23 protein-coding genes are annotated in these 25,693 nt (G+C 64.9%); 10 read left to right on the top strand and 13 right to left on the bottom strand.

The window, feature by feature from the left end:
- The first annotated feature begins 9 nt into the window (after nucleotides 1-9).
- From fdhF to AC0L3K_RS30275, 3 genes are read left to right on the top strand one after another with little or no spacing between them, the layout of a single operon-like run.
- Entirely contained in the window at nucleotides 10-2,895 is a 2,886-nt protein-coding gene (gene fdhF, locus AC0L3K_RS30285) for a formate dehydrogenase subunit alpha (protein ID WP_473367400.1), read from the top strand.
- A 4-nt stretch (nucleotides 2,896-2,899) separates the two neighbouring features.
- The gene (gene fdhD, locus AC0L3K_RS30280) at nucleotides 2,900-3,727 is read left to right on the top strand and encodes a formate dehydrogenase accessory sulfurtransferase FdhD (RefSeq protein WP_473367399.1); all 828 of its coding nucleotides are present in this window, start codon (nucleotides 2,900-2,902) and stop codon (nucleotides 3,725-3,727) included.
- A complete protein-coding gene (locus AC0L3K_RS30275; protein ID WP_219680856.1) occupies nucleotides 3,717-3,950 on the top strand; it encodes a formate dehydrogenase subunit delta in 234 nt (77 codons plus the stop codon). Before fdhD ends, AC0L3K_RS30275 begins: the two co-directional genes overlap by 11 nt.
- Here the strand turns inward: AC0L3K_RS30275 and AC0L3K_RS30270 are convergent.
- The 13 genes from AC0L3K_RS30270 to AC0L3K_RS30210 form a co-directional block, all read right to left on the bottom strand.
- Nucleotides 3,907-6,894: a bifunctional [glutamine synthetase] adenylyltransferase/[glutamine synthetase]-adenylyl-L-tyrosine phosphorylase gene (locus AC0L3K_RS30270; RefSeq protein ID WP_473367398.1), complete on the bottom strand. Its 2,988-nt coding sequence runs from the start codon at nucleotides 6,892-6,894 to the stop codon at nucleotides 3,907-3,909. The genes AC0L3K_RS30275 and AC0L3K_RS30270 overlap by 44 nt on opposite strands.
- Complete coding sequence (locus AC0L3K_RS30265; RefSeq protein WP_219680851.1) at nucleotides 6,891-8,345, bottom strand: sensor histidine kinase; 1,455 nt, start codon at nucleotides 8,343-8,345, stop codon at nucleotides 6,891-6,893. Before AC0L3K_RS30265 ends, AC0L3K_RS30270 begins: the two co-directional genes overlap by 4 nt.
- Entirely contained in the window at nucleotides 8,329-9,009 is a 681-nt protein-coding gene (locus tag AC0L3K_RS30260) for a response regulator transcription factor (protein WP_035969420.1), read from the bottom strand. Before AC0L3K_RS30260 ends, AC0L3K_RS30265 begins: the two co-directional genes overlap by 17 nt.
- Before the next feature lie 283 nt (nucleotides 9,010-9,292).
- Nucleotides 9,293-10,876 (bottom strand): Do family serine endopeptidase, encoded by a 1,584-nt coding sequence (locus AC0L3K_RS30255; protein ID WP_473367397.1) that lies wholly within the window; start codon nucleotides 10,874-10,876, stop codon nucleotides 9,293-9,295.
- Between the two features lie 232 nt (nucleotides 10,877-11,108).
- Nucleotides 11,109-11,591 (bottom strand): cytochrome c-type biogenesis protein, encoded by a 483-nt coding sequence (locus tag AC0L3K_RS30250; RefSeq protein ID WP_354127474.1) that lies wholly within the window; start codon nucleotides 11,589-11,591, stop codon nucleotides 11,109-11,111.
- A 4-nt stretch (nucleotides 11,592-11,595) separates the two neighbouring features.
- Entirely contained in the window at nucleotides 11,596-13,578 is a 1,983-nt protein-coding gene (locus AC0L3K_RS30245; protein ID WP_354127473.1) for a heme lyase CcmF/NrfE family subunit, read from the bottom strand.
- The gene (gene ccmE / locus AC0L3K_RS30240; RefSeq protein ID WP_354127472.1) at nucleotides 13,575-14,084 is read right to left on the bottom strand and encodes a cytochrome c maturation protein CcmE; all 510 of its coding nucleotides are present in this window, start codon (nucleotides 14,082-14,084) and stop codon (nucleotides 13,575-13,577) included. The genes AC0L3K_RS30245 and ccmE overlap by 4 nt, the downstream gene beginning before the upstream one ends.
- A 37-nt stretch (nucleotides 14,085-14,121) precedes the next feature.
- Nucleotides 14,122-15,237: a c-type cytochrome biogenesis protein CcmI gene (ccmI, locus tag AC0L3K_RS30235; RefSeq protein WP_007593383.1), complete on the bottom strand. Its 1,116-nt coding sequence runs from the start codon at nucleotides 15,235-15,237 to the stop codon at nucleotides 14,122-14,124.
- Nucleotides 15,238-15,368: 131 nt separating this feature from the next.
- A complete protein-coding gene (locus AC0L3K_RS30230; RefSeq protein ID WP_007593394.1) occupies nucleotides 15,369-15,638 on the bottom strand; it encodes a hypothetical protein in 270 nt (89 codons plus the stop codon).
- Between the two features lie 100 nt (nucleotides 15,639-15,738).
- Nucleotides 15,739-17,139 (bottom strand): hypothetical protein, encoded by a 1,401-nt coding sequence (locus AC0L3K_RS30225; protein ID WP_473254611.1) that lies wholly within the window; start codon nucleotides 17,137-17,139, stop codon nucleotides 15,739-15,741.
- Between the two features lie 159 nt (nucleotides 17,140-17,298).
- The gene (locus AC0L3K_RS30220) at nucleotides 17,299-18,675 is read right to left on the bottom strand and encodes an ATP-binding protein (RefSeq protein WP_473367396.1); all 1,377 of its coding nucleotides are present in this window, start codon (nucleotides 18,673-18,675) and stop codon (nucleotides 17,299-17,301) included.
- Between the two features lie 121 nt (nucleotides 18,676-18,796).
- Nucleotides 18,797-19,468: a response regulator transcription factor gene (locus AC0L3K_RS30215; protein WP_007593400.1), complete on the bottom strand. Its 672-nt coding sequence runs from the start codon at nucleotides 19,466-19,468 to the stop codon at nucleotides 18,797-18,799.
- 236 nt (nucleotides 19,469-19,704) lie between these two features.
- Nucleotides 19,705-19,860, bottom strand: coding sequence for a hypothetical protein (locus AC0L3K_RS30210; protein WP_007593402.1), 156 nt, complete (start codon nucleotides 19,858-19,860; stop codon nucleotides 19,705-19,707).
- Between the two features lie 234 nt (nucleotides 19,861-20,094).
- On the opposite strand from AC0L3K_RS30210, the gene ku reads away from it, so the two are divergent.
- From ku to AC0L3K_RS30175, 7 genes are all read left to right on the top strand, one after another.
- Nucleotides 20,095-21,078 carry a non-homologous end joining protein Ku gene (gene ku, locus AC0L3K_RS30205; RefSeq protein ID WP_354164369.1) on the top strand — a complete coding sequence of 328 codons (984 nt, stop codon included), beginning with the start codon at nucleotides 20,095-20,097 and terminating at the stop codon, nucleotides 21,076-21,078.
- A gap of 57 nt (nucleotides 21,079-21,135) precedes the next feature.
- Nucleotides 21,136-21,372, top strand: coding sequence for a hypothetical protein (locus AC0L3K_RS30200; RefSeq protein ID WP_007593407.1), 237 nt, complete (start codon nucleotides 21,136-21,138; stop codon nucleotides 21,370-21,372).
- A 174-nt stretch (nucleotides 21,373-21,546) separates the two neighbouring features.
- Complete coding sequence (locus tag AC0L3K_RS30195) at nucleotides 21,547-21,729, top strand: hypothetical protein (RefSeq protein ID WP_007593409.1); 183 nt, start codon at nucleotides 21,547-21,549, stop codon at nucleotides 21,727-21,729.
- Nucleotides 21,730-21,920: 191 nt separating this feature from the next.
- Nucleotides 21,921-22,085 (top strand): Flp family type IVb pilin, encoded by a 165-nt coding sequence (locus tag AC0L3K_RS30190; RefSeq protein WP_007593411.1) that lies wholly within the window; start codon nucleotides 21,921-21,923, stop codon nucleotides 22,083-22,085.
- A gap of 182 nt (nucleotides 22,086-22,267) precedes the next feature.
- Nucleotides 22,268-23,830 (top strand): hypothetical protein, encoded by a 1,563-nt coding sequence (locus AC0L3K_RS30185; protein ID WP_473367395.1) that lies wholly within the window; start codon nucleotides 22,268-22,270, stop codon nucleotides 23,828-23,830.
- Nucleotides 23,831-24,005: 175 nt separating this feature from the next.
- Nucleotides 24,006-25,001: a glycosyltransferase family 2 protein gene (locus tag AC0L3K_RS30180; protein WP_007593416.1), complete on the top strand. Its 996-nt coding sequence runs from the start codon at nucleotides 24,006-24,008 to the stop codon at nucleotides 24,999-25,001.
- An 8-nt stretch (nucleotides 25,002-25,009) separates the two neighbouring features.
- On the top strand, nucleotides 25,010-25,693 hold the full coding sequence (locus AC0L3K_RS30175; protein WP_007593418.1) for a class I SAM-dependent methyltransferase: 684 nt from the start codon (nucleotides 25,010-25,012) through the stop codon (nucleotides 25,691-25,693).

The raw sequence follows: 25,693 nt of genomic DNA, 5'->3' as shown, positions 1-25,693 counted from the left end.
AGAACGACAATGTCTCTGATCGAAGAAATCGACTTCGGTACGCCGCGCTCGAAATCGGAAACGATGGTGACACTGACCATCGACGGCAACCAGGTTACGGTGCCGGAGGGCACCTCGATCATGCGAGCGGCGATGGACGCCGGCCATCAGATCCCGAAACTCTGCGCGACCGACATGGTCGATGCGTTCGGCTCGTGTCGCCTTTGCGTCGTCGAAATCGAGGGCCGCACCGGAACGCCGGCCTCGTGCACCACGCCAGTGATGCCCGGCCTCGTCGTGCATACCCAGAGCGAACGGCTGAAGAAGCTGCGCAAAGGCGTGATGGAGCTCTACATCTCTGACCATCCGCTCGACTGCCTCACCTGCGGTGCTAACGGTGATTGCGAGTTGCAGGACATGGCCGGCGCCGTGGGCCTGCGCAACGTCCGTTACGGCTATGAAGGCGAGAATCATGTTTTCGCCAAGACGCCTGGCAAGTCCAGTGGCGAGATCAACGCCGCTTGGATGCCGAAGGACGAGTCCAACCCGTACTTCACCTACGATCCCTCCAAGTGCATTGTCTGCTCGCGCTGCGTCCGCGCCTGCGAGGAGGTGCAAGGCACCTTCGCGCTGACGATCTCCGGCCGCGGCTTCGACAGCCGCGTCTCGCCGGGCATGAGCGAGAGCTTCCTCGGCTCCGAATGCGTCTCCTGCGGTGCCTGCGTGCAGGCCTGCCCGACCGCGACGCTGACCGAGAAATCCGTGATCGAGATCGGCCAGCCCGAACACTCGGTCGTCACCACCTGCGCCTATTGCGGCGTCGGCTGCGCCTTCAAGGCCGAGATGCGCGGCGAGGAAGTCGTCCGCATGGTGCCGTACAAGGACGGCAAGGCCAATCGCGGTCATTCCTGCGTCAAGGGCCGCTTCGCCTGGGGTTACACCAACCACCGGGAACGCATCCTCAACCCGATGATCCGCGAGCGGATCGAGGATCCCTGGCGCGAAGTGTCGTGGGACGAGGCATTCTCGTTTGCAGCCGACAGGATGCGCGGCATCCAGAAGAAATACGGCCGCGACGCTATCGGCGGCATCACGTCGTCCCGCTGCACCAATGAAGAAACCTATCTAGTGCAGAAGCTGATCCGCGCCGGCTTCGGCAACAACAATGTCGACACCTGCGCCCGGGTCTGCCACTCCCCGACCGGCTATGGCCTCTCGACCACGTTCGGTACCTCCGCCGGCACGCAGGATTTCGATTCGGTCGAGGACACCGACGTCGTCGTCGTCATCGGTGCCAATCCCGCTTCGGCCCACCCGGTGTTCGCCTCCCGCCTGAAGAAGCGGCTGCGCCAGGGCGCCAAGCTGATCGTGATCGATCCGCGCCGCACCGAGATGGTTGAATCGCCGCATGTGAAGGCGCTGCACCTGCCGCTGATGCCCGGCACCAATGTCGCGGTGATGACGGCACTGGCGCATGTGATCGTCACCGAAGGCCTCGCCAACGAAGCCTTCGTGCGCGAGCGCTGCGACTGGAACGAGTTCGAGGAATGGGCGGCGTTCGTCGCCCAGGCGAACAACAGCCCGGAAGCCACCGCCATCCTCACCGGCGTCGATCCGAAGGATCTGCGCGAAGCAGCGCGCCTCTACGCCACCGGCGGCAACGGCGCGATCTACTATGGTCTCGGCGTCACCGAGCACAGCCAGGGCTCGACCACCGTGATCGCGATCGCCAACCTCGCGATGGCCACGGGCAATATCGGTCGTCCCGGTGTCGGCGTGAACCCGCTGCGCGGCCAGAACAACGTGCAGGGCTCCTGTGACATGGGCTCGTTCCCGCACGAGCTTCCCGGCTACCGCCACATCTCGGGCGACGCCGTGCGGGACCAGTTCGAGGCGCTGTGGAACGTCAAGCTCAACCCCGAGCCGGGCCTGCGCATTCCCAACATGTTCGACGCCGCGGTCGAAGGCACGTTCATGGGGATCTACGTGCAGGGCGAAGACATCCTGCAATCCGATCCCAACACCAAGCATGTGGTGGCGGCACTATCGGCGATGGAATGCGTCATCGTCCACGACCTCTTCCTGAACGAGACCGCGAACTACGCCCATGTGTTCCTGCCTGGCTCCAGCTTCCTCGAGAAGGACGGCACTTTCACTAACGCCGAGCGCCGCATCCAGCGCGTGCGCAAGGTGATGACGCCGAAGAACGGCCTCGCCGACTGGGAGGTCACCATCGGCCTCGCCAAGGCCATGGGCTTCGAGATGAGCTACAGCCATCCTTCCGAGATCATGGACGAGATCGCGGCGCTCACCCCGACCTTCGCCGGCGTCTCCTATGCCAAGCTCGACGAGCTCGGCTCAGTGCAATGGCCCTGCAACGACAAGGCGCCCGAGGGCACGCCGGTGATGCATATCGACGGCTTCGTCCGCGGCAAGGGCAAGTTCGTCGTCACCGAATATGTCGCGACCGACGAACGTACCGGCCCGCGCTATCCGCTGCTGCTCACGACGGGCCGCATCCTCAGCCAGTACAATGTCGGCGCGCAGACCCGGCGCACCGAGAACGTGGTCTGGCATGCCGAGGATCGGCTGGAGATCCATCCGCACGATGCCGAACAGCGCGGCGTGCGCGACGGGGACTGGGTGCGGCTGAAGAGCCGCGCCGGCGAGACTACGCTGCGTGCGGAGATCACCGATCGCGTCGCGCCGGGCGTCGTCTACACCACGTTCCACCATCCGGACACGCAGGCCAACGTCATCACGACCGACTATTCGGACTGGGCGACCAACTGCCCCGAATATAAGGTCACGGCGGTGCAGATTTCGCCCTCGAACGGCCCGTCCGACTGGCAGAAGGCCTACGACGCGCAGGCGCGGCATTCCCGCCGCATCGCGCCGGCCGAGGCTGCGGAGTAGCGGCATGCACGTGCCGGTCCAGGCCATCGACCGCGAGATCTGGCGCGACGGTGTCGCGACCGAAGGAGCGCGGCTGATCCCGGAGGAGACGCCGCTGGCGCTGACCTACAATGGCGGCACCTACGCCGTCATGATGGGAACGCCGCAGAACCTCGAAGATTTTGCGGTCGGGTTCAGCCTGGACGAAGGCATGATCAAATCCGTCGATGACATCAAGTCGCTCGAAATCGTCCGCCTCGACGACGGCATCGAGCTCCGCATGTGGCTGGCGTCTGAAGACGTCGCGCGCATCAGCGAGCGCCGCCGCCACATCGCCGGCCCGACCGGCTGCGGCATCTGCGGCATCGACTCGATTGCCGAAGCTGTGCGGCCTGCGGCCGTCGTGTCGCAGGGACAGACGTTTGCGCCCGAACAGGTGATGGCGGCGATGCAGACCATCGCACCGCTGCAATCGATCAATCTGCAAACCCGCGCCGTTCACGCCGCCGCGTTCTGGTCGCCTGCCGGTGGTATCGTCGCGCTGCGCGAGGATGTCGGCCGCCACAACGCGCTCGACAAGCTCGCCGGTTCGCTGGCGCGCAGCCGCACGCCTGCAAGCGGCGGCATCGTGCTGCTGACGAGCCGCGTCTCGGTCGAGATGGTGCAGAAGACCGCCGCCATCGGCGCGCCGGTGATGGTCGCCGTCTCTGCGCCGACTGCCCTTGCGGTGCGCACCGCGGAGGCCGCCGGCATCACGCTGATTGCCATTGCCCGCCAGGACGGGTTCGAAGTGTTTTCGCATGGCGGCCGGGTTGTCGCCCGTCATGCCACGGAGGTTGCCGATGTCGCCTGACCGCCTGATCTACATGGCCAACCAGATCGGCACGTTCTTCCGAAGCCAGGGCCACGACAAGGCCGTGCCGGGGATCGCCGACCACATCAAGAAGTTCTGGGACCCGCGGATGAAGCGCGCGATCTTCGCCCATCTCGATGCCGGCGGCGTGGGCCTGGAGCCGAACGTGCGCGAGGCGCTCACCTCGCTGAAGCCGACGACGTCCCTTCCAGCAGCGCCTTGAAGACACGGCGCACCTCGCTCTGCGTCTCCTTCACGCGCGCCTCCAGCGAGGAGAAATGCGGCGCATCGCCCGCGCGTGCCATCACGCGCAGAAGGTCGGTGCCGGCGGTTTCCGGCTTGAACCGGTCGCTGACGCAGAGCCGCAGGATTTGCGTCAGGTCGTGATAGAGCCGCGCCGCGGCCCGCAATATCTCGGTCTCCGATTGCGCGAGCACGCCGAGCCTGCATGCATTTTCCAGCACCTGCATGCTGGCGACGTCGAGAATCTCCGGCTTCTCGTGAGCATGTACGAGCTGGAGATATTGCGCGATGAAGTCGATGTCGACCATGCCGCCGGCGGCATATTTCAGATCCCAGCAATCGGCCTCGCCTTTCTCCTGGGCGATCGCACGCCGCATATCGGCAACATCGTTGGCGGTGATTGCGGGATCGCGGCGACGGGTCAGGACATCGCGGATGACGCGTTCAATCCGTTCCCGGAATTCGGGCGAAGCCGACACGACGCGCGCACGGGTCAGCGCCATGTGTTCCCAGGTCCAGGCCTCGTTGGCCTGGTAGTCCGCGAACGAAACGAGGCTCGAAGCCACGGGGCCGGCGCGCCCCGAGGGGCGCAACCGCATGTCGATCTCGTAAAGCACCCCGTAATTGGTGCGCGTCGTGAACGCGCTGATCAGGCGCTGGGTGAAGCGGGCGAAATAATGCGCACCTTGCAATGACTTCGCGCCGTCGGAGTCCGGATTGTCGCCGTCGAAATCGTAAAGCAGGATCAGGTCGAGATCGGACGACGCGGTCATCTCGCGACTGCCGAGCCGGCCCATCGCGATGATGGCGGTCTCCTGCCCCTTGATCCGGCCATGCTGGGCGGCGAAACGGTCGGCGACGAGGCCATGCACGGTATGGACGATGCCCTCGGCGACGTCGGCAAAGGCCGTGCTCGCCTGCTGTGCCGAGACCGTGCCTGAGAGAATGCGCGTGCCGATCAGGAACAGGCTCTCCTGCCCGAACAGACGCAGGCGGTCGAGGAACTCTTCGTAAGAGCCCGCATCCTGCACCGTCGTCGCAAGTCGCCCCGACAATTCCTGCCTGTCGGGCATGGCGCCGAAGAAGCGCGGATCAATCAGGCCGTCCATCAGTTGCGGCTGCCGCGCAAGCATCTCGCCGAGCCGAGGCGCCGCGCCCAGCACCAGGGCCACGAGCGCGACGAGATCGCGGTTCTGCCCGAGCAGCGTGATCAGCCGGCCGCCGCGCTGAAGCGCTCCAAGGAAATGGTCGAACGCCACGACGGCCCGATCCGGCTCCTCGGCATGAGCGAGACCGTCGATCAGGGCCGGCACGAATTCGACGAATGCGTTTCGCGTCGCCTCGACGCGGAACACGCGGTACTCGCCGGTGATCCAGTCACGCACGGTCTGCGCGACGGCGGCAGGCTTCTTGAAGCCGAGCGTGGCCAGATACTGAAGCAGCCGCGGATCGTCGGGACCCGCACTGTAGTCCAGCGCCGGCAGCTTGGCCGTGCCGGTCGGATCGTCGCGCTCGAACAGTTTTTCGTAGTGGCCCTGGACGATCTCGAGCTGGCCCAAGAGGTCGCGGGCAAAGGCCTCGCGATCCGGATAGCCGAAGAACCAGGCGAAACGCTCGACCACCTCCTTGTCCTCGGGCAGCGTATGGGTCTGCTCGTCTGCGATCATCTGGAGGCGATGCTCGACCCGACGCAGGAATTGGTACGCCGTGGTCAGCTCGTCGCGCGCCGCAACCGTGATCCAGTTGCTGGAAGCGAGCACGCCGAGCGCGGCGAGCGTCGGCCGTACGCGCAGTTCGGGATGTCGCCCCCCGGCGATCAATTGCTGGGTCTGGGCGAAGAACTCGATCTCGCGGATTCCGCCGCGCCCGACCTTCACGTTATGCCCTTCGACCGCAACCTCGCTCTGGCCGCGATAGGTCTGCATCTGCCGCTTCATGTCGTGAACGTCGGCAAGCGCGGCGAAGTCGAGATGCTTGCGCCAGACGAAGGGCGCGATCTCCGCGAGCAGCGCCTCGCCCGCCCTGGGATCGCCGGCGCAGGCTCGCGCCTTGATCATCGCGGCGCGCTCCCAGGTGCGCCCTTCACGCTCGTAATAGTTCAGCGCGGCGTCGCGCGAAATCGCCACCTGCGTCGAGGATGGATCGGGACGCAGGCGCAGATCGACGCGGAAGACGTAGCCGTCATAGGTGCGCTGCTGGAGAATGCGTGCCATCCCCTGCGTCACCCTCACGAAGAATGGCTGGGGTTCGATATCGGCGGCGAGCGTCGTATTGTCGGGATCGAAAAACACGATGAGATCGATGTCGCTGGAATAGTTCAGCTCGCCTGCGCCCATCTTGCCCATCGCAAGCACGATCAGCCCGCAGCCCTCCTCCGGCGCCTCGAGATTGGGCGGCGAGAGCTTGCCGCGTGCGGCTTCCTGCCGCAGCAGGTATTGAAGCGCCGCCCGCACCGAGGACACCGCGACATCGGTGAGCGCTGCGGTCACCCGCGTCACCGGCCAGACCCCGCCGATGTCGCACAGTGCGATCAGGAGCGCGGCCTCCGCCTTCATGCGGCGAAGCAGCCGCATCACCTCGGCTTCATCGGATGCCGCGAGCACGGCGCCGTTCGCCTCCGCGACCAGCGTGGCGAGATGCGCATCCGGATCGCATTCCAGCAGCCGGATCAGACGTTGCGGATCAGCGCGCACCAGTTCGAACAGATAAGGCGAGAATTCCGCGATGCCGGCCAGGGCGTTCCGCGCGAAGGGATGAGTCAGCAGCGCTTCAAGACGGGCGGATTGCGCGGGCTCGAGCTCGGCCAGCCAGCTTTCAAAACGTCCTTGGTCGGTGACGGAAGCGGCAATATGGGGAGCCTCCGCGAAGCGTGCGGCAAGTCTCTCACCATGCTTGTCCGCGTTTCCCGGCGCGGAGTGGTTCATGCCACCTTCTGTGGCACATCCGGTATTGGAGGAGCAACCCTGTCGCCCGCGAGCGCCGGCAGCACCAGCGTGGCGACGAGGCCCGGATGGGCATCGCCCAGCCGCAATTCGCCGCCATGCAGCGTCGCGACCGCGGAGGCGAGACTGAGGCCGAGGCCGGAGCCCGGCAGCGTGCGGCTGGCTTCAAGCCGCACGAATCGCTCGACGGCATGCTTGCGGTCGGCCTCGGGGATACCGGGGCCGCGATCGGTGACGCTGAGCAGCACTTGGTCGCCCTCGCGTTTCGCCTCGATCGCGATCTGCCTTGAATCCAGGCTGACCACGGTTCCACCTGTTGGCGCGACCGGCTTGCCGTATTTGATCGCATTCTCGACCAGATTGGCGAGCGCCTGGCTGATCAGTTCGCGGTTGGCGTGCACCGGCGTCGGATCGGCCTCGACCTTCAGCGTCATGCCGTCGTCTTCAGCCAGCGGCTCGTAGAGCTCGTGGATGCCGTGTGCGACATCGGCAGCGTCGAAATCGTCCATGTTGCCGCGCGCCTGACCGGACTCGGCGCGCGCGATCATCAGCAGCGCGTTGAAGGTACGGATCAGGCCGTCGGATTCCTCGATGGTCCGCTCCAACGCGGCGCGGTAATCGGCCTCGCTGCCTGATTTCGCCAGCGCCTCCTCGGCGCGGTTGCGCAAGCGTGTCAGCGGCGTCTTGAGATCGTGGGCGATGTTGTCGGAGACCTCCTTCAGCCCCGCCATCAGCGCCTCGATGCGCTCCAGCATGGCATTGAGGTTTTCGGCGAGGCGGTCGAGCTCGTCACCGCTGCGTCCTACCGGCAGGCGCTCGCTGAGATCGCCGGTCATGATGCGATGGGCCGTCCCGGACATGGCGTCGATGCGCCTGAGCACCCTGCGCGCGACGAAGATCCCGCCGCCCAGGCCAAGCACCACCACGATCAGCACCGACCATTGCGCGGCCTTGGCGACGATGCCGAACAGGCGCCGCCGCTCGGCGAGGTCGCGGCCGATCAGAAGCCGGAAGCCATTCTCGAGCTCGGTGACGCGCACCAGGGCGCGATGGTCGCGCTCGTCCGCATCCTCAATGCGCCGATATGCCGTCTCCGACCAGCCGCGCGTCGCCATCACGCCGGGCGCCAGCGAGCCGACATTGCCGGCGATCGCCTGCCCGGTCGGCGTGGTCACGAGGTAGAGATTGGCGCCCGGGCGCAGCGCGCGGTACTCAATCGCAAGCACGAGACCGCGCAAGCCGCGCCGGCCGTAGATCTCATTGATCTCCGAGGTCTCGGCATTGACCGTCTGCGTGATTTCCTCGGTGATCAGCCGCCGCGTATTCCAGGCGAAATAGGCGAGCAGCGAGGCCGCGAACATCGCGAACAGCAGCAAATAGACCAGCGTCAGCCGGAATGCCGTGGTGCGGACGAGTTTACCGAATGCCGTCACGGATCATGTATCCCGCGCCGCGGATCGTGTGCAGCAGCGGCCGCTCAAAACCCTTGTCGATCTTGGAGCGCAGCCGCGAAATGTGTACGTCGATCACGTTGGTCTGCGGATCGAAATGATAGTCCCAGACGTTCTCCAGCAGCATGGTGCGGGTCACCACCTGGCCCGCATGCTTCATGAGATATTCGAGCAGGCGGAATTCGCGCGGCTGGAGCGTCAGTTCGTCCTTGCCGCGCGCGACGCGATGGGAGAGCCGGTCGAGCTCGAGATCGCCGACGCGGTACAGCGTGTCCTCGGCCGGACCACCGCGGCGGCGTGACAGCACCTCGACCCGGGCCAACAGCTCGGCGAAGGAATAGGGTTTCGGCAGGTAGTCGTCGCCGCCAGCGCGCAAGCCCTTGATGCGGTCGTCGACCTGGCCGAGCGCGGAGAGAATCAGCACCGGCGTCGAATCGTCCTTGTCGCGGAGCGCACCGATCACCGACAGGCCGTCGCGCTTGGGCAGCATGCGGTCGACCACCAGCACGTCGTAATCGCCGTTCTCGGCCATGGCGAGGCCTTCCTCGCCGTCGGCGGCGTGGTCGGCAATGTGCCCGACCTCGCGAAACGCCTTCACGAGGTAGTCGGCGGATTCGCGGTCGTCTTCGATGATGAGGAGGCGCATCGTGCGTTCGGCAACGGTCAAGGGAGTGAACCTTCTCTAAACATGGCGCGAGCGGCAATCGCATGCAAGCCGAGTGAGCGACTCTGGCATCGAGAAAAAGGCGGGCGGTGAAGCTGGGGGGACTTCACCGCCCTAGGCCTTCCGACGGAGGGGGGCGTATTCCACCGGAAGGTAGACAGGGGAAGCAAACGTTGCGCTGCTCCCCCGAAGGGCGCCGTCGGCGGGGGCGACTGATGCCGGCGACACCCTTCATCTCGGAGGCCTCCTGAGGCCTGGCCCTTGGTTACCCCTTGGCGATGGGCACGGCGACGAAGCGCGACTGGCCGCCGCTCTTCACCCGCATCAGGACGCTGTTCTTGTTGTCGGTCCGCGCCGTGTTGATGGCGTCGCGGACTTCGCCGGCGGTGCTCACGCTCTTGCCGCCGACTTCGAGAATCACGTCGCCTTCCTTGAAGCCGCGTTCGGCAGCCGCGCTCTTCGGATCGACTTCGGTGATCACGACGCCTTCCTTGCCGGCGCCGGCCACGGAATCGGCGGGCGCGACGGTCATGCCGAGCTTGGGCACATCGGTGCCACGGCTCGCGCCCTTGCCGCTGTCCTTGTCGATGTCGGCCTTGGCCTCGATCGTGTTCGGCAGCTGGCCGAGGGTGAGGTTCACGACCTTGTCCTGGCCCTTGTGCAGCACGTTGAGCTTCACGGTCGCGCCGGGCGCCAGGCCGCCAATTGTACGGGCGAGCTCGCGGGCGTCCTTGACGGTTTCACCGTTGACCGACGTGATCACGTCGCCGGACTCGATGCCGGCCTTGGCCGCCGGACCATTCGCCTGCGGCTCGGCAACCAGCGCACCTTCGGCCTTCTTCATGCCGAGGCTGTCGGCGATGTCGGAGGTGACAGGCTGAATCTGCACGCCGATCCAGCCGCGGCTGACCGAGCCCTTGTCCTTGAGCTGCGCCACCACGCTCTTCACGGTGCTCGCGGGAATCGAGAACGCGATGCCGACGCTGCCGCCGGAGGGCGAGTAGATCGCGGTGTTGACGCCCATCACCTCACCGTTGGTGTCGAAAGCCGGACCGCCGGAATTGCCCTTGTTCACGGGCGCGTCGATCTGAATGAAATCGTCGTAGGGGCCGTTGCCGATGTCGCGGCCGCTGGCTGAGACGATGCCCGCAGTCACGGTGCCGCCCAGCCCAAACGGGTTGCCGACCGCGAGCACCCAATCGCCGATCCGCGGCTTGCCGTCGGCAAGCTTCGCGAACGGGAAGTTCGAGCTACCCTCGACCTTGATCAGGGCGAGGTCGGTGCGTTGGTCGGTGCCGATCACCTTGGCGGTGTAGGTCTTGCCGTCGTCGGTGGTGACTTCGACCTTGTCGGCGCCGTCGACCACGTGGTTGTTGGTCACGGCAAAGCCATCAGCCGAGATGAAGAAACCGGAGCCCTGGCCCTGCACGACGCGGCCACGACCGCCACCACCCTTCAGGCCCGGCATGCCGTCCGGACCGCCAAAGCGGCGGAAGAATCGCTCCATCGGCGAGCCCGGCTGGAACGGCGACTGCGCGTCATCGCCGTCATCATTGCTCGCGGTCTTTTCCTTGATGTTGACCTTCACCGAGATCACTGACGGCTTCACGCGCTCGACGATGTCGGCGAAGCCGATCGGACGCTCGACCTTGCGGACCTCGTTGTTGACCTGCGCATGCGCCGGGGTCGAGAACAGATCAGCTGGCGAGGTCGACGGGCCAAAGCCATAGACGGCGGCACCGAGGCCGGCGACGACCGAGGCCATCAGCGCGAACTTGCGGGCCGAGAAAATCGACGGGCGGGGCTGCCGGTAGGACGGAAGGTTCGAGAGGTCGGAACGGTCGGTCATGCAGAGATCTCCAAGGCCTTGAAATCCATTTGGTACCTGACGGCGGCACCTTACGAACCTGAAGATGGGGGCTGCCGCCTTACCGTGCGCTGGCGGCGGGGTTAAACTTTTGTAATGAACGGAGAATGTGGATGCGGCAGTTTATCGCGGCCGAAAGTAGCGAGCCTGTAGGAACTTAACGAAGTTCCATAAACGCCCGCGCAGTGCCGACTTCATGCGCGCAGCAACGCAGCTAGTGAGACTTGGCTTCATCCGCCATCAATGCGGCGAGACGCGCCTCTTCCTCCGGCGAGAGCGGCGGAGCCGGGACGTCTGCACCATTTCGCGAGCGCCGGCGGATTTGCAGCCATAACGCCAGGCCGCCGCCAATCAGCAGCAGCGGCGCGAGCAGCCACAGCAGTATGTTTTGGCGCTCGAAGCGCGGCTTGAGCAGCACGAACTCGCCGTAGCGCGCAACCAGGAAATCGAGCACTTGCGAATTGCTGTCGCCAGCCGCGATGCGCTCGCGCACCAGGAGCCGCAAATCGCGCGCGAGCGGCGCATCGGAATCGTCGATCGACTGGTTCTGGCAGACCATGCAGCGCAGCTCGCGCGACAAGTCGCGTGCACGCGACTCCTTCGCAGGGTCCGACATGATCTCGTCGGGCTGCACGGCATGCGCCGCAGGTAAGGCCAGCAGCAGCAGCGCGACGAACGCGACCATCATTCGGCGCATCGGATCACTCCGCCGGCTGCAGGCGCTGCTTGGCCCGCGCCGGTTTTGGCGCACCCACCCGCAGGCGCCGGTCCGACAGCGACAGCACGCCGCCGAATGCCATCAGCACTGGCCCCCACCAGATCAGCAGCACCAGCGGCTTGTGATAGATGCGCACGGCAATGGCGCCCTCGGCAGTGGCGTCGCCGAGCGAGATGTAGAGCTGGCTGGCGCCGCGCGTCAGCAGCGCGGCCTCGGTGGTCGAGGAGCCGCGGGTGGTGAAGCTGCGCTTGGACGGCGTCATCACGCTGAGCTTCTCGCCGTCACTGCTGACGTTGAACTCGGCGATCATCTCGTGGAAGTTCGGCCCTTGACGCTGAAACAGGCCATCCAGCTTGACGTCATAGCCGGCGACATGGGCGACGTCGTTTTGTTTCATGGTCGCGATATATTCGCTATTCCAGGTGGTCTCACAAACGATCCCGATCAACGCGACGCCGAGGCCGGCATGCGCAAATACCGAGCCCCAGGCCGAGCGCGGCAGACCGCGGGCACGATGCAGCGTCGTCGCGAACGGCAGGCGAAACAAACCAGTTCGTTCGGCCAGATCCGTCGCTGCGCCGGCAATGACGAAGACGCCAAGTCCGATTGCCAATGGCGCGAGCGCGCTGCCGCCGCGCGCCCAGCCCCAGACCATGGCGACGGCGACGAGCCCGGCTACGCCTGCCGCGAGCAGACGCTGGGTGACGCCGAGCAGATCGCCGCGTTTCCATGCCAGCATCGGCCCGAACGGCACGGCGAGCAGCAACAGCGCGAACAGTGGCGCGAAGGTGAGATTGTAGAACGGCGCGCCGACCGACATCTTGAAATCGGCGAGCATCTCCATCGCCAACGGATAGAGTGTGCCGAACAGCACCACCGCGCAGGCGACCGTGAGCAGCAAATTGTTCAGCACCAGCGCGCCCTCGCGCGAGATCGGCGCAAACAGGCCGCCCTGCTTCAACGACGTCGCGCGCCCGGCGAACAGCGACAGGCTGCCCCCGATGAACAGGCAGAGAATCAGGAGAATGAACACCCCGCGGGTTGGATCGGTCGCGAAGGCATGCACCGAGGTGATGACCCCCGAGCGCACCAGGAAGGTCCCGAGCAGCGATAGCGAGAAGGTCAGGATTGACAAGAGGATGGTCCAGACCTTCAGCGCGTTGCGCTTCTCCATCACCAGCGCCGAATGCAGCAGCGCGGTGCCGGCAAGCCACGGCATTAGCGAGGCGTTCTCGACCGGGTCCCAGAACCACCAGCCGCCCCAACCCAGTTCGTAATAGGCCCAGTACGAACCCATGGCGATACCGAGCGTCAGGAAGATCCAGGCGACCAGCGTCCACGGCCGCACCCAGCGCGCCCAGGCTGCGTCGATCCGACCCTCCAGCAGCGCCGCGATCGCGAAGGAGAACGAGATCGAGAAGCCGACATAGCCGAGATAGAGCATTGGCGGATGCACGGCGAGACCGATGTCCTGAAGCACCGGATTGAGATCGCGTCCCTCGATCGGCGGGTTGGCGATGCGCAGGAATGGGTTGGAGGTCACCAGGATGAAGAGATAGAATGCGCTGGCGATCCACGCCTGTACGGCCAGCACATGCGCGCGCAGCGACAGCGGCAGATTGTTGCCGAAGGCGGCCACCAATCCGCCGAACAGCGCAAGGATCGACACCCACAAGAGCATCGAGCCTTCATGGTTTCCCCACACGCCGGTGATCTTGTAGAGCAGCGGCTTCATGGAGTGGGAATTCTCGTAGACGTTGACGACCGAGAAATCCGACTCTACGTGCAGCATCACCAGTGCGACGAACGACGCACCGACGAACAGGAGCTGCGCCAGCGCGGTGGACCGCGCCACATTCATCAGCGCGTCATCACGCAGTCGCGCGCCGATCAGGGGCACGATGGACTGGATCAGTGCCAGTCCGAGCGCCAGCACCAGCGCATAATGTCCTGACTCCGCGATCACCGCACTGCTCCCTGCGAATTGCCCTGCGCGGTTGTGGCCGCGGGCTTGACGCCATCGGAAGCTTTGGCGCCGTAATCATCCTTCCAATGCCCCTGCTTCTTCAGGGCATCGGCGACGTCCTTTGGCATGTAGGTTTCGTCGTGCTTGGCGAGCACGGTGTCGGCCTTGAACACGCCATCGGCGTCGAGCGCGCCTTCGGCGACGACGCCCTGCCCTTCGCGGAACAGATCAGGCAAAATGCCCTTGAAGGCGACCGGAAGCTTTGCGCCACCGTCGGCGACCTCGAAGGTCACCGCGAGATTGTCGCCGCGCTGGAGCGAGCCGGGCTGCACCAGGCCGCCGAGGCGAAACCGCTTGCCGGGCGCGACGTGCTTCTCGGCGACCATGGTCGGCGTCGAGAAGAACACGATGGAGTCGCGCAGTGCGTTGAGCACCAGCGCGGCCGCGAGCGCGAGCACGGCAAGCGAGCCGCCGATGATGGTCATACGTCGCTGCTTGCGCGTCATGGCGTATCCATTCCCTGCCCGTCTCGTCCTGACATCGTCATCCGTCGAGCCCGAGTGTCTTGAGGCCTTCATCGAGCTGGCGCAACCGCGCTGCATCGTTGGCAACCGCCTGGCGGGCATCGGTCGATGCCCCCACCGCCTTGTCGCGATCACCCATGACGAGATAGGCGCGCACCAGGCGCAGCCAACCCTCGACGTCGTCGCCATTCTGCTTGAGGCGCGTGGCGAGCCGTTCGACCATGCCGCGAACCATGGCGTTGCGATCGCCCTCTTTCATGTCCTTGGAAGCCGCGAGGGTCTCATCCGACAGCGCCGGCATCGTAGCGCCACCGCCGCCGACTCGCGCGAGCGAGCTCTGCACCAGAGGGCGCCACGGCGCATCCGCCGGCGCTTTCGCCAGCAGCGCTCGCCAGATATTGGCGGCGTCGTCCTTGCGGCCGTCCTGCTCGGCGGCGAGACCGAGGAAGTAGTTCGCTTTCGGATCATCCGCGCTGAGCGCGCGCGCGCGCTCGAACTCGGTCTTGGCTTCGGCGGTCACGACGCCACCGGCGGCGGCCGAGATCGCTTCGCCGAGGTCGGACCGGCGCTCCGCACTCTCGCCATTGTAGGTGAGCGAGTTGCGATAGGCGCGCACGGCGTCGTCGAAGCGGCCGAGCCGCTCCAGCACGGGCGCGATTACGTTCCAGCCGCGCCCGTCGGTTGGATTCTTTTCCAGATGTTGCTCGACCTGTACGACCAGATTCTCGAGCGACTGCGCCATGCCGGACCCGGATCCGCGCTCCCGCTGCGCCAGCGGAAAGTCCTGAAGCCTGGGCGAGCCGAGCGGCACATAGACACCAATCGCAACCAGCGGCAGGCCGGCAAGCGCCAACACGGCCGCCGCGCGGCGCCATTTGAGGCTGGATTTCGGTGCCGTTGCGGGCTCGCTTCCGGCCGCGGCGAGCAGCCTGCGGCTGACCTCGACGCGCGCGGCGTCGGCTTCGGGCGCTGCGATCAGCCCTGCGGCAAGATCACGCTCGATCTCGGCGAGTTGGTCCTTGTAGACCGCGACTTCGCTGCCCTGATTTTGCGCGCGTCCGCTACGGCCGAGCGGCAAAAGCACGGCGAAGATCGCCGCGACCGTCATCAGCGCGAACACGAACCATAGCGTCATCTGGCAAGCTTCCGGCAGCGCGCAAGCCGCGCCCACAGGTCGCTTTACACCACGGCCGGACGATGCGGCAATTGACAATTGTCAATTCGGCGCGACCGCGCACAGTCCCGAAACGGTGAAAATCCAACGGCTTAGCCGATCTCGAAGTCCGCGCTTTGAGCGGCGTCCTCGCCATGCCCGTTAAAGGCCTTCAGGAAGTATGTTCCCGGCTCGATAGCGTCGGGCAATCTGATGCGCAACGCCCCGACGGGAACGGGCGATGCAACCCTGGTGACGGTCTCAGGAAGCTGCCGACCGCTTGCCTTCTCGACCAGCACCACCTTCGCGCCTACCATCAGCCTTTGATATTTGGCAACGACGACGCGATTTTCGATTTCGATGGAACTGATAACGGATTTCATGCGCCCACAGATAGAAATATCAGAAAGTTGCACGGCGACCGTAGGGCCAGCCACCGACACCGTCAACCTGAAATTGTGACTGCTGAAATATGCGCCTGGATCAGCTCGCGCGCGACGATTTGCGCTCGCCCGTGGCCGCGTTCTCCGCGGCGCGGCTCATCAGCGAGGCATAATCATCCCCGAACAGCACCTGGCAGAAGCGGATCGCGGCCTGCACCTGCTGCTGCCGATAGGTGCGGACCTTGTGATCGGCGCCGCGCAGCGACTGCACCAGCTGCTCGGTCGAACGCTCGACATATTGCTGCAGGTCGGAATAGGTGCGCAGTGTCACCTCGTTGATTGCAAGCTCGCTCGCATAATTGCGACAGGTCGCGACGAAATCGATCAGCGCCACGGTTTCCTCGACCTCGGTGCTGTCGATCCGCGCGCCCGGCGGAATGTCCTTCTCGGCGCGCTGGCGCAGGATGCGGCGGACCCGGCCGGGAACACTGTCGATCTCGGATTGCAGCGCGTTGGAGATGTCGGCCCGGATCGAGGTCAACTGCTTGCCCCAGGCGGAATCATTGCGCAGGTCGAGCTCGGTACGCAGGCCCCTGACGCCGTCGTGCAGCGTCTTGAGATTGCCGGCGACATTATCGAAATGGCCGCGCTTAATGTCCATGCGCAGGATGGCGGCCACGCAGGACAGGTCATGCAGCGCCATCGTGACCGCGACGCCATAGGGCGTTGCCGCGACACGGATCTCGTCGTCGGACGCGGCAATCTTGATGGCAAGGCGGATGATCTGCCACGGCGCGGTCATCCGCTGCACGACGATCGAGAGCGCGAAGGGCAGCATCTGCGGCGTCTGGAGGACGGGAATGTTGAGCGCTGCAGTCACCGAGGCGATCTGGGCATCGCCGAAGGCGCGCAAAGAGCGCGGCAGCTTCTCGTTCAAGGTGGCGATGGCGTCGCGGACCGCGAGCACCGCCCCGGTCGAATAGAGATCCTCGATCACGTTGGGCGGACCGACGCGGGCGAGCGCACGCGATTTGTCACCCCCGCCCGGTCCCGTCAGCTCGAAGATGGCATCCGCAGCGACCGCCTGGAGCTTCGAGGCCAGCGCTTCGACTTGCCCTGCGCTGTCGGCCGGCATGCGCGCCAGCGCCGCCTCGAATTCATTCAGCTTGGCCGGAGCACCGTCGCGGCCGAGCCATTGCCAGATCGGAGCCAGCGAAGAGCGGCGGATCTGCCCGGCCCGGATCGGGGCGCCTGCTTCGACCAGGAATGGTTCCAGCACCTGGAACAGCAGCCGCGACAGATCGTCCGTACGCGGCGGTGGGGCCTCGTCGGCTTCCGTCTTGCGGACAATCTTGCGCAGCTGGTCGAGCACGAGGGTTGCCACGGCCGTGTCCTGGCCGCGCTCGAGCGCACGCTCGAACTCCCGCATCAACAGCGCCTGCGCCTGCGGCGGGAGCTGCGCGAGATAGTCCCTCAGCCGCTCGATCGATGTCTGGCTCATGCGCCCGGGTAATGAACGGTAAAATGGCGGACGTGGGGTCCGTCCTGCTCGATCATAGGTGGGGCCACTTAAGAAGCCGTTTAGGAAGTCGCTCCGAATACCCCTGGTTTCGTCCGGATCGGTGTGCCGCAGGCCGAATAGTCGCGTCGGAACAAGGGATTATATTCCGGGGAGGACCAGCTCCGCCCGCAGGCCCCCCGTCGGTGCGCGGCCGAGGGAGAGGCTGCCGCCATAGAGCGCAGCGAGCTCGGTCACGATCGACAGCCCCAGCCCCGACCCGGGCTTGGATTCGTCGAGCCGCTGGCCGCGCCGTGAGACCTGGGTGCGCTCGGCCTCCGACAGGCCGCGGCCGTCGTCGTCGACGATGATATGCAGCCGCGGACCGCTGCTCGCCTGATGCGGCGCTTCCACCAGAACTTCGATGAAGACCCGCGAGGCCGCCCATTTGCACGCGTTGTCGACGAGATTGCCGACCATCTCCTCCAGATCCTGCCGCTCGCCACGAAATTTCGCCAACGGATCGGCCTCGGCCTCGACCACGATGCCGCGGCCGCGGTGGATCTTCTCCATGGTCCGCCGCAATGCCTCGATGGCCGGTGCAACCTCCGTCACCGTCGCGACGACCGAGACCCGCGCCGCGATGCGCGCGCGCTCGAGATGATGGGCGACCTGGTCGCGCATCACGTCGGCCTGCTCCATCACCTTGGCCGCGAACGGGTCGGTGGCATGCGCGCCGGCCTCGTTCACGATGACCGAGAGCGGCGTCTTGATGGCGTGGGCGAGATTGCCGACATGGGTGCGTGCGCGCTCGACGATCTCGCGATTGGCGTCGATCAGCGCGTTGGTCTCGCGCGCCAGCGGTGCGATCTCGACCGGGAACTCGCCCTCGAGCCGCTCCGCCCGCCCGGACCGGATGTCGGCGATGGATTCGGAGATGCGCTTGAGCGGCGCGAGACCGAAGCGGACCTGAAACACGGTGGTCAGCAGCAACACGATGCCGAGCGCGGTGAAGGTGCCGCCGAGGTAGTAATCGAAACTGCGCGTCTCGTCGAAAATCTCGGTGTCGTCGCCGGCGACACTGACGAGAAATTTGCCGTCCGCGCCGAGATCGACCGGCCGCTCCACCATACGCAGATTCTGTCCCTCGGGACCGTCGACATAAGCGATCCGGATGCCGGCGGCGGTAAGCTCGGTGCCCTGCTCTTCCAGCTTCGGCAGCTTCTTGTCCCAGAGCGAGCGCGAGGAGCGCACCTCCGGCTTTTCGGTGTCGGTCCGCGTGATCTGCCAGTACCAGCCGGACAACGGCAGCTCGAACAGAGGCTCGCCGAGCGATTGGAACTGGCGGTCCGGGGGCTCGTCGGGGGTGGCGACCTCGGCGATCAGCGTGCGGAGATAGAGATTGAGCCGGCGGTCGAAGGCGCGCTCGGTGGCATTCTTGTAGACCGACGACAGCACCACGCCGGTGATGGCCAGGATCACCACGAGCCACGCGGTCGCCGACAGAAACAGGCGGTTCGCGAGCGAGCTGGCGGGCATCGGAATGATCCCGGAGGCGCGGGGTGGCATGGGGTCGGAACTCATGACCCGAACAAGGCCTCTGCCGGGCCGCCCGTCAAGCCAAGATACGTCTAGACAAGATAGTCCGAGACACCACGCTTCAAGCGCCGGGGGTCGGCGGGGTCAGGAGATAGCCGAGGCCACGGACAGTCTGGATGATGTCCACGTCGAGCTTCTTGCGGATGCGGCCGACGAAGACCTCGATGGTGTTGGAGTCGCGGTCGAAGTCCTGGTCGTAGAGATGCTCGACCAGCTCGGTGCGGGACACGACGCGCCCCGAATGATGCATCAGATAGGCCAGAAGCCGATATTCGTGCGACGTCATCTTGATGGGATTGCCGGATACGCTGACCCGGCCGGTCCTGGTGTCGAGCGTGACGGGGCCGCAGCTCAGCTCGCTCTGGGCATGACCGGTGGAGCGGCGCAGCAGCGCGCGGATACGCGCCAGCACCTCCTCCAGGTGGAACGGCTTTGCGACATAGTCGTCGGCACCGGCATCGAAGCCCTGGACCTTGTCGCTCCAGCGGTCACGCGCGGTGAGGATCAGGACCGGCATGGTACGGCCGTTGCGCCGCCAGGCTTCCAGCACCGAGATGCCGTCCTTCTTCGGCAGGCCGATGTCGAGCACCACGGCGTCGTAGGGCTCGTTGTCACCGAGATAATGCCCCTCCTCCCCGTCGAAGGCGCGATCGACGACATAGCCGGCGTCGGTCAGCGCCTTGGTAAGCTGGCGATTGAGATCGGGGTCGTCCTCAACGACGAGCAGGCGCACGCTTCTCTCCAGAATTAGGCCGCATGAACACCCGCACAGATGAGCAATTCCGGCGTGAACTGAATATGAACACGGGGAACCGGCCGCGTTACTTTTTGGTCATATCCGACCTGTTCGCGATCAACGCACTGCGCCCCCCCCCCCCCCCCCCCGCCCCCCCGGGGGGGGGGGGGGGGCGCAATGTGCCGCGTTACGCGGCGAGTCGGAAGGTGCGAACCGTCCGGTCGATCTGCCGATCAGGTCCGGAAGAAAACGAACCAGATGACCGCGAGGATCAGGATCGCGAGCCCGGTGGATATGGCGAGCAGCGCCGCCACCGACGGCCCGGGCTCGCCCTGGCGCGCCTCGGTCGGAGTTTCCACGATCTGACGTTGGTCTCGCGTGGTTGCCATGGTGACCTCAATTTCTGGCCGTCGCGTCGGATGGCTGCGACTCCTCGCGGCGGAATGTCCCGTGGCAACGCATGATCGGATATGATGTTCCGGCCTTTGCAGCCGGATCAGGCTGCAACCGCGCGCCGGGCGGCCGGTTAACGCAGATGCAAGATTCAGCGATCCGCCTTGCTATGATTCGGTGTTCCCCGATGGTATCTTCGTCTTCTGTCCCCGTTGCGTTTGGAGTAGCCCATGGCCCCCCGCGCCAATTGGAAGGGTTTTCTGCGTTTGTCGCTCGTGACCTGCCCGGTCGCTCTCTATCCGGCCACTTCGGATACCGAGAAGGTCTCGTTCAACCAGATCAACCGCAAGACCGGCCACCGGATCAAGTACCTCAAGGTCGACGCCGAGACCGGTGACGAGGTGACTTCGGAGGACATCGTCAAGGGCTACAAGGTCGACACCGACACCTATATCGAGGTCACCAAGGACGAGCTCGACGACATCGCGCTGGACTCCACCCACACGATCGAGATCGACGAGTTCGTACCGAAGACCGACATCGACAGCCGCTATCTGATCCGTCCCTATTATCTCGTGCCCGATGGCAAGGTCGGTCACGACGCCTTTGCGGTGATCCGCGAGACGATCCGGAGCATGGACAAGGTCGCGATCGGCCGCGTGGTGCTGACCAACCGCGAGCACATCATCGCGCTGGAGCCGCTCGGGAGCGGCCTGATGGGGACGCTGCTGCGCTACCCCTACGAGGTGCGCGGCGAGAACGACTATTTCGACGACATCCAGGACGTTAAGCTGACCAAAGACATGCTCGACCTTGCAAAGCACATCGTCGAGAAGAAGTCCGGCGCGTTCGAGCCCGAGCTGTTCGAGGACCACTACGAGACCGCGCTGATCGACCTCATCAACAAGAAGCGCAGCGGCGCGCCCATCGCAGCAAAGACCGCGCCCAAGACCGGTGGCAACGTCATCAACCTCATGGACGCGCTGAAGAAGAGCATCGCGAACGAGAAGGACGCAGGCCCCGCGGCGAAAGTGGCCAAGGATGTGACCAAGGACGCCCTCAAGGGCAAGAAGCCGAAAAAGCGCGTCGAAGGCCAGCGCGAGATGCTGCTGCCAATCGCCGGCAAGGGCGGCAAGGACGCTGCTGCGAAAGCCGCTCCCAAAAAAGCCGACAAGCCGGTGCGCGCGCCGGCTCGGGCGAAGAAGGCCGGCTAGCAGCATCGCACAGCGACGACGCCGTGATGCCTCCCCTCGTCGATCGGCCGACCTGACATGCCCTGGTCGACCGCATTCGACGATCCCATTTCGTTACGTGGCGGGCGCAAGCTGCGGACGCTGCAAGAAGCTGCCGATCACATCATGCGACTGCCCGAGGACACGCAGCATGCGAGCCACTGGCAGACCGCGATCGAAACCCTGATCAACGCGGCCGAGACCGGCGGCGGCTGGATGATGTTCGCCCGCATCGCGGTATTGCGGGCGATGAATGCGGACGGTCGGCGCGACTGAGCCGGCGCCCCGCTCAAGAACAGGCTCAACAATCCGTTAAGCCAAGCCCGCGCTTTCAGCGTCTGCCCGCGGTCGCGGGGACGACACGTAGTCCTACGGAAGGCAAAATTAACCGACGCTTCCCGCTCCGCGCAGCATTGTTGCGCCTCGATTGAACCCGGGATTTGCAGGCTCGTGCAGCAGCAGGACGCCAGAAAGAACTACATCGGCATCGTCAACGACGCGGCCGAGGAAGAAAGCCTCGCCGGCAGCTCCGCGCGGGCGCAGCCATGCGCGGTGAGCTATCTGGTCGGACGCCTGGCAACGGTGCTGAAACGCCCCGGCAAGGCCGCGCCGGAACGCCAGATCTCGTCCTGAGACGGGATGACGATATCGCCAAATGCGTCCGAATTGGGTGACGAAACCTTAAGTCAATCGGTGACACCATACCAAACGGCAGGTGAGGACCATCCACCTGGGTTTTGACGCGCCCGCGAAAAATTGCTGAATCAATTTACCATTCCGAAAACGGCACCAGCCTAGGTTGGACGGATGAACAGGAGTTGACGATGACTTTGCTCAAGTCATTTCTTGCCGATGAAAATGGTGCCACTGCCATCGAGTATTGTCTGATCGCCACCGGCATCGCGTTTGCGATCATCGCGGCCGTGAACAACACCGGCAGCGCACTCCTGAGCGGCAAATTCAACTCGGTCGGCGCGGCGGTCAAGTAGCCGGCATTGCCGGCGCGCCGCAATCTCATCAGCACAAGTCCGCGTGCAGCGCGTCGGATGACGGGCTCCTCCTTCCGATGCGGCGACGACCCAGCTTGATTTTCGCGAATTCGCAATATGGCGTTGTGTCGGGCGGTTGCGCCATCGTAGAGCGTAAGCTCAAACTGCAGCGGCCCGATGACATGATTTCTTCTGACAAGCCGACCTCGACAATCCGGGCTGGTCTTGGCTCGGACCGATCGGTGGCGATCACCGTTCTTGCTGTCCTGGCGGCTGTGTCGTTTCTTCCGGTGCGGCTGACCCCTATCCCCGCGATGGTCGACTATCCCAATCACCTCGCCCGGATGTATATTCTGAGCCAGAACGGCACCCCCAACGCCAATCCGCATTACGAAGTGGCTTGGGCATTCTATCCCAACCTTGGCATGGATCTGCTGGTCCCGCAGATGGCGCGGCTGATCAGTGTCGAGAACGCCACGCGGCTGTTTCTGCTCCTGAGTCAATTGCTGATCGTTGGGGGCGCGCTCTTGCTCGAATGGGCGCGGAAGGGACGGGTCCATCTCGCCGGCTTTGCGGCGCTCGCGTTCCTTTACTGCCTACCGTTCAGCTGGGGCTTCGTGAATTTCGAGTTCGGACTGGGCCTCGCTCTCTGCGGCATCGCCGTCTATCTGATGCTCGCGGAACGCCCATGGCCATTGCGTTTCGTCGTCAACATGGTCTTCGTCGCTGCGCTATTTGCGGCGCATTTCTTCTCCCTCGGCATCTACGGCGCGACGCTCGGCCTTTACGAGCTCTCGCGCATCCGCCATGGGCGAATATCGTACGGTGTCGCCGCCGCGCGGCTCGCCGCGCTGGCCGTACCGGCGCTTGCCCTGTTTGGGATCATGCGCATGACCGCGGGATCGATCGGAAGCGAAGGAACGAACTGGTTCTTCGGATTCAAGCCGATCTGGCCGTTGCGCATCATGAACGGTTACAATTTGACGATCGCGGCTGCGACCGGGCTTGCGCTGATGATCTCGCTGTTTTTCGCCGCAAGACGCGGCGTCCTCAAGCTCGAAGCAGCCGGGATCTGGCTCGCGACCGGCTTCGCGCTGCTCTACGTCGTCATTCCCTCGAAGCTGTTCGGAACTTCGTTCGTCGACCTTCGCGTGATTCCCGCTGCGGCTCTGATCCTGCCGGCCTTCTGCTCTATTACGCTGCCCAGCCGGACATGGAGAATGGCAGCGCTCGCCGCGATCAGTGGCATCATCCTGGTCAATCTCGCCGTCGTGCTCGCGGTGTGGTTGCCTTACCGCACCGACTATGCGGCCATCGTCGAGTCGTTCCACAAGATCGATCGCGGCTCGCGCATCCTGGTCGCCAGCACGGACGACAATGGAGACCCGCCCTTCGCCGACCTCACCTCATATCCGATGTATTATGCGCCTACGCTCGCCGTGCACTATGCCAACGCGTTCGTGCCCAATCTATTTACGGAAGCGGGCAAGCAGCCCGTGCGGCCACGCGAGGACGTGCGCCGCCTTGCCATTCCCTACGGGGGGCCGATGCCGCTGGGCGTGCTGACCGCGATTGCGGCAAGCCGGCCGCCGGATGGCGTTCCGCCGTTCGTCAGCACCTGGCCCCAGGACTTCGACTATCTCTACGTCCTCGGGCCGCGGGTCGCGAACCCGTTGCCGGATCTGCTGGAAGCGCTGGATACCTCGAAGCGATTTGTTCTCTACAAGATCCGCCGCAAGTCCTAGGCCGCAAGTCCTGGGCCAAAGCCGCGGCTGCTCGGCGTGGTTAATCGGGCATCACCATCCGCGCCGATTCAATGGAAGCCGCCCCGGCGCGCCACATCCTTAATGGTTGTGGCAAGGCGACCTTAACCACCGCCGGCATAGACTTCCGCTCCTGCAACGAGTTGGACTCTCTCGCATGGCGGCCAATTTCCAGTCGATCCGCTACAGCCTCGTCATCCCCGTGTTCAACGAGGAATCCGTGTTGCCGGTGCTGCTGCGCAGGCTCGACCTGGTCCTGTCGCGGCTCGATGGGCCGGCTGAAGCGATCTTCGTCGACGACGGCAGCAGCGATTCCAGCTCGATCGTGCTACAGGCGCTCGCCACGCGCGACCCGCGCTTTCGCTATATCGGCCTGTCGCGAAATTTCGGGCATCAGATCGCCATCACCGCCGGCATGGACGCCGCGCAAGGTGAAGCAATCATCGTCATGGATGCCGATTTGCAGGATCCGCCTGAAGTGATCGAGCAATTGATCGCAAAATGGCAGGAAGGCAACGACATCGTCCACGCCCGCCGCCTGTCGCGCGACGGCGAAAGCCGATTCAAGCGCGCGACCGCGCATCTGTTCTATCGGCTTCTCGGCAGGATGTCCTCGGTCGGCATCCCCGCCGATGTCGGCGACTTCCGCCTGATCGATCGCAAGGTGCTCGACGCGCTTCGGCAGATGCCGGAGCAAGACCGCTTCGTGCGCGGCATGATCGCCTGGCTCGGCTTCCGGCAGGCCGAGATCGCCTTCCACCGCCTCGAACGTGCAGCGGGCGAGACCAAATATCCGCTGTTCAAGATGGTGCGGCTCGCGATGAACGCCGCGCTCGGCTTTTCCGATCTGCCCTTGCGGCTCGCAATCTGGTGCGGATTGACGGTCTCGGGTCTGGCACTGCTCTACGGCGGCTGGGTGATCCTGTTGTGGCTCAGCAACGACAGTCACCTCGTCACCGGCTGGTCCTCGACGATGGTCGTCGTGTCCCTGCTGTGTGGAATGAACATGCTGATGACGGGTATCGTGGGGCTCTACGTCGGCCGCATCCATGCCGAGGTGAAACGTCGCCCGCTCTATGTGGTGCAGACACGCGCTGGCTTCGACCGCAACGAGACGGCGGCCGCACCCGCGATCCACGCCGTCAACGAGTGAGCCGGCGCATGACCGAACTCTTTGACGGTTATCACGACAACTACCGTGACGTGGTCCAATCCTCGATCGACTTCTCCGGCTTGCCGCATCACTTCTTCATGCGCGCCAAGGCCGATCTCCTGGGCAATCTGATCGCGCAGCGGCTCGACAAGGAGAGGCCCGACATGCTGGACGTCGGCTGCGGCGTGGGCAGCCTTCATCCCCTGCTGCACGGCATGGTCGGCCGCTTGAGCGGGATCGACGTTTCTTCGGCCAGCCTGGCGCAGGCACGCGCTGACAACGGCAAGGTCGACTACCGTGAGTTTGACGGCCGCACCTTTCCTTTCGACGATGCCAGCTTCGATCTGGTCACCGCCGTCTGCGTGATGCACCACGTCGTGCCGGCCGAATGGGCGCAATTCATCGCCGAGATGCGGCGCGTGACGCGACCCGGGGGACTCGTCTGCGTCATCGAGCACAATCCATACAACCCGCTGACCCGCCTTGCCGTCGCGCGTTGTGAGTTCGACCGGGACGCCGTCCTGCTCGGGGCGGGTAAAACCCGAAAATTGATGGCTGCCGGCGGCTTGCGCGAGATCGGTGCGCGCCATTTCCTGCTGCTGCCCTGGGACACCAAGCCGGCACGGCGCCTCGAAGCGACCCTGAGCGGCGTGCCGCTCGGCGGCCAATACGTCGCCTTCGGGACCGCTTGA

This window comes from Bradyrhizobium sp. MI1.10 (genome assembly GCF_055811035.1).
Note: the sequence above shows the minus strand (reverse complement) of the source record. Positions and strands in the feature narration are given on the sequence as shown.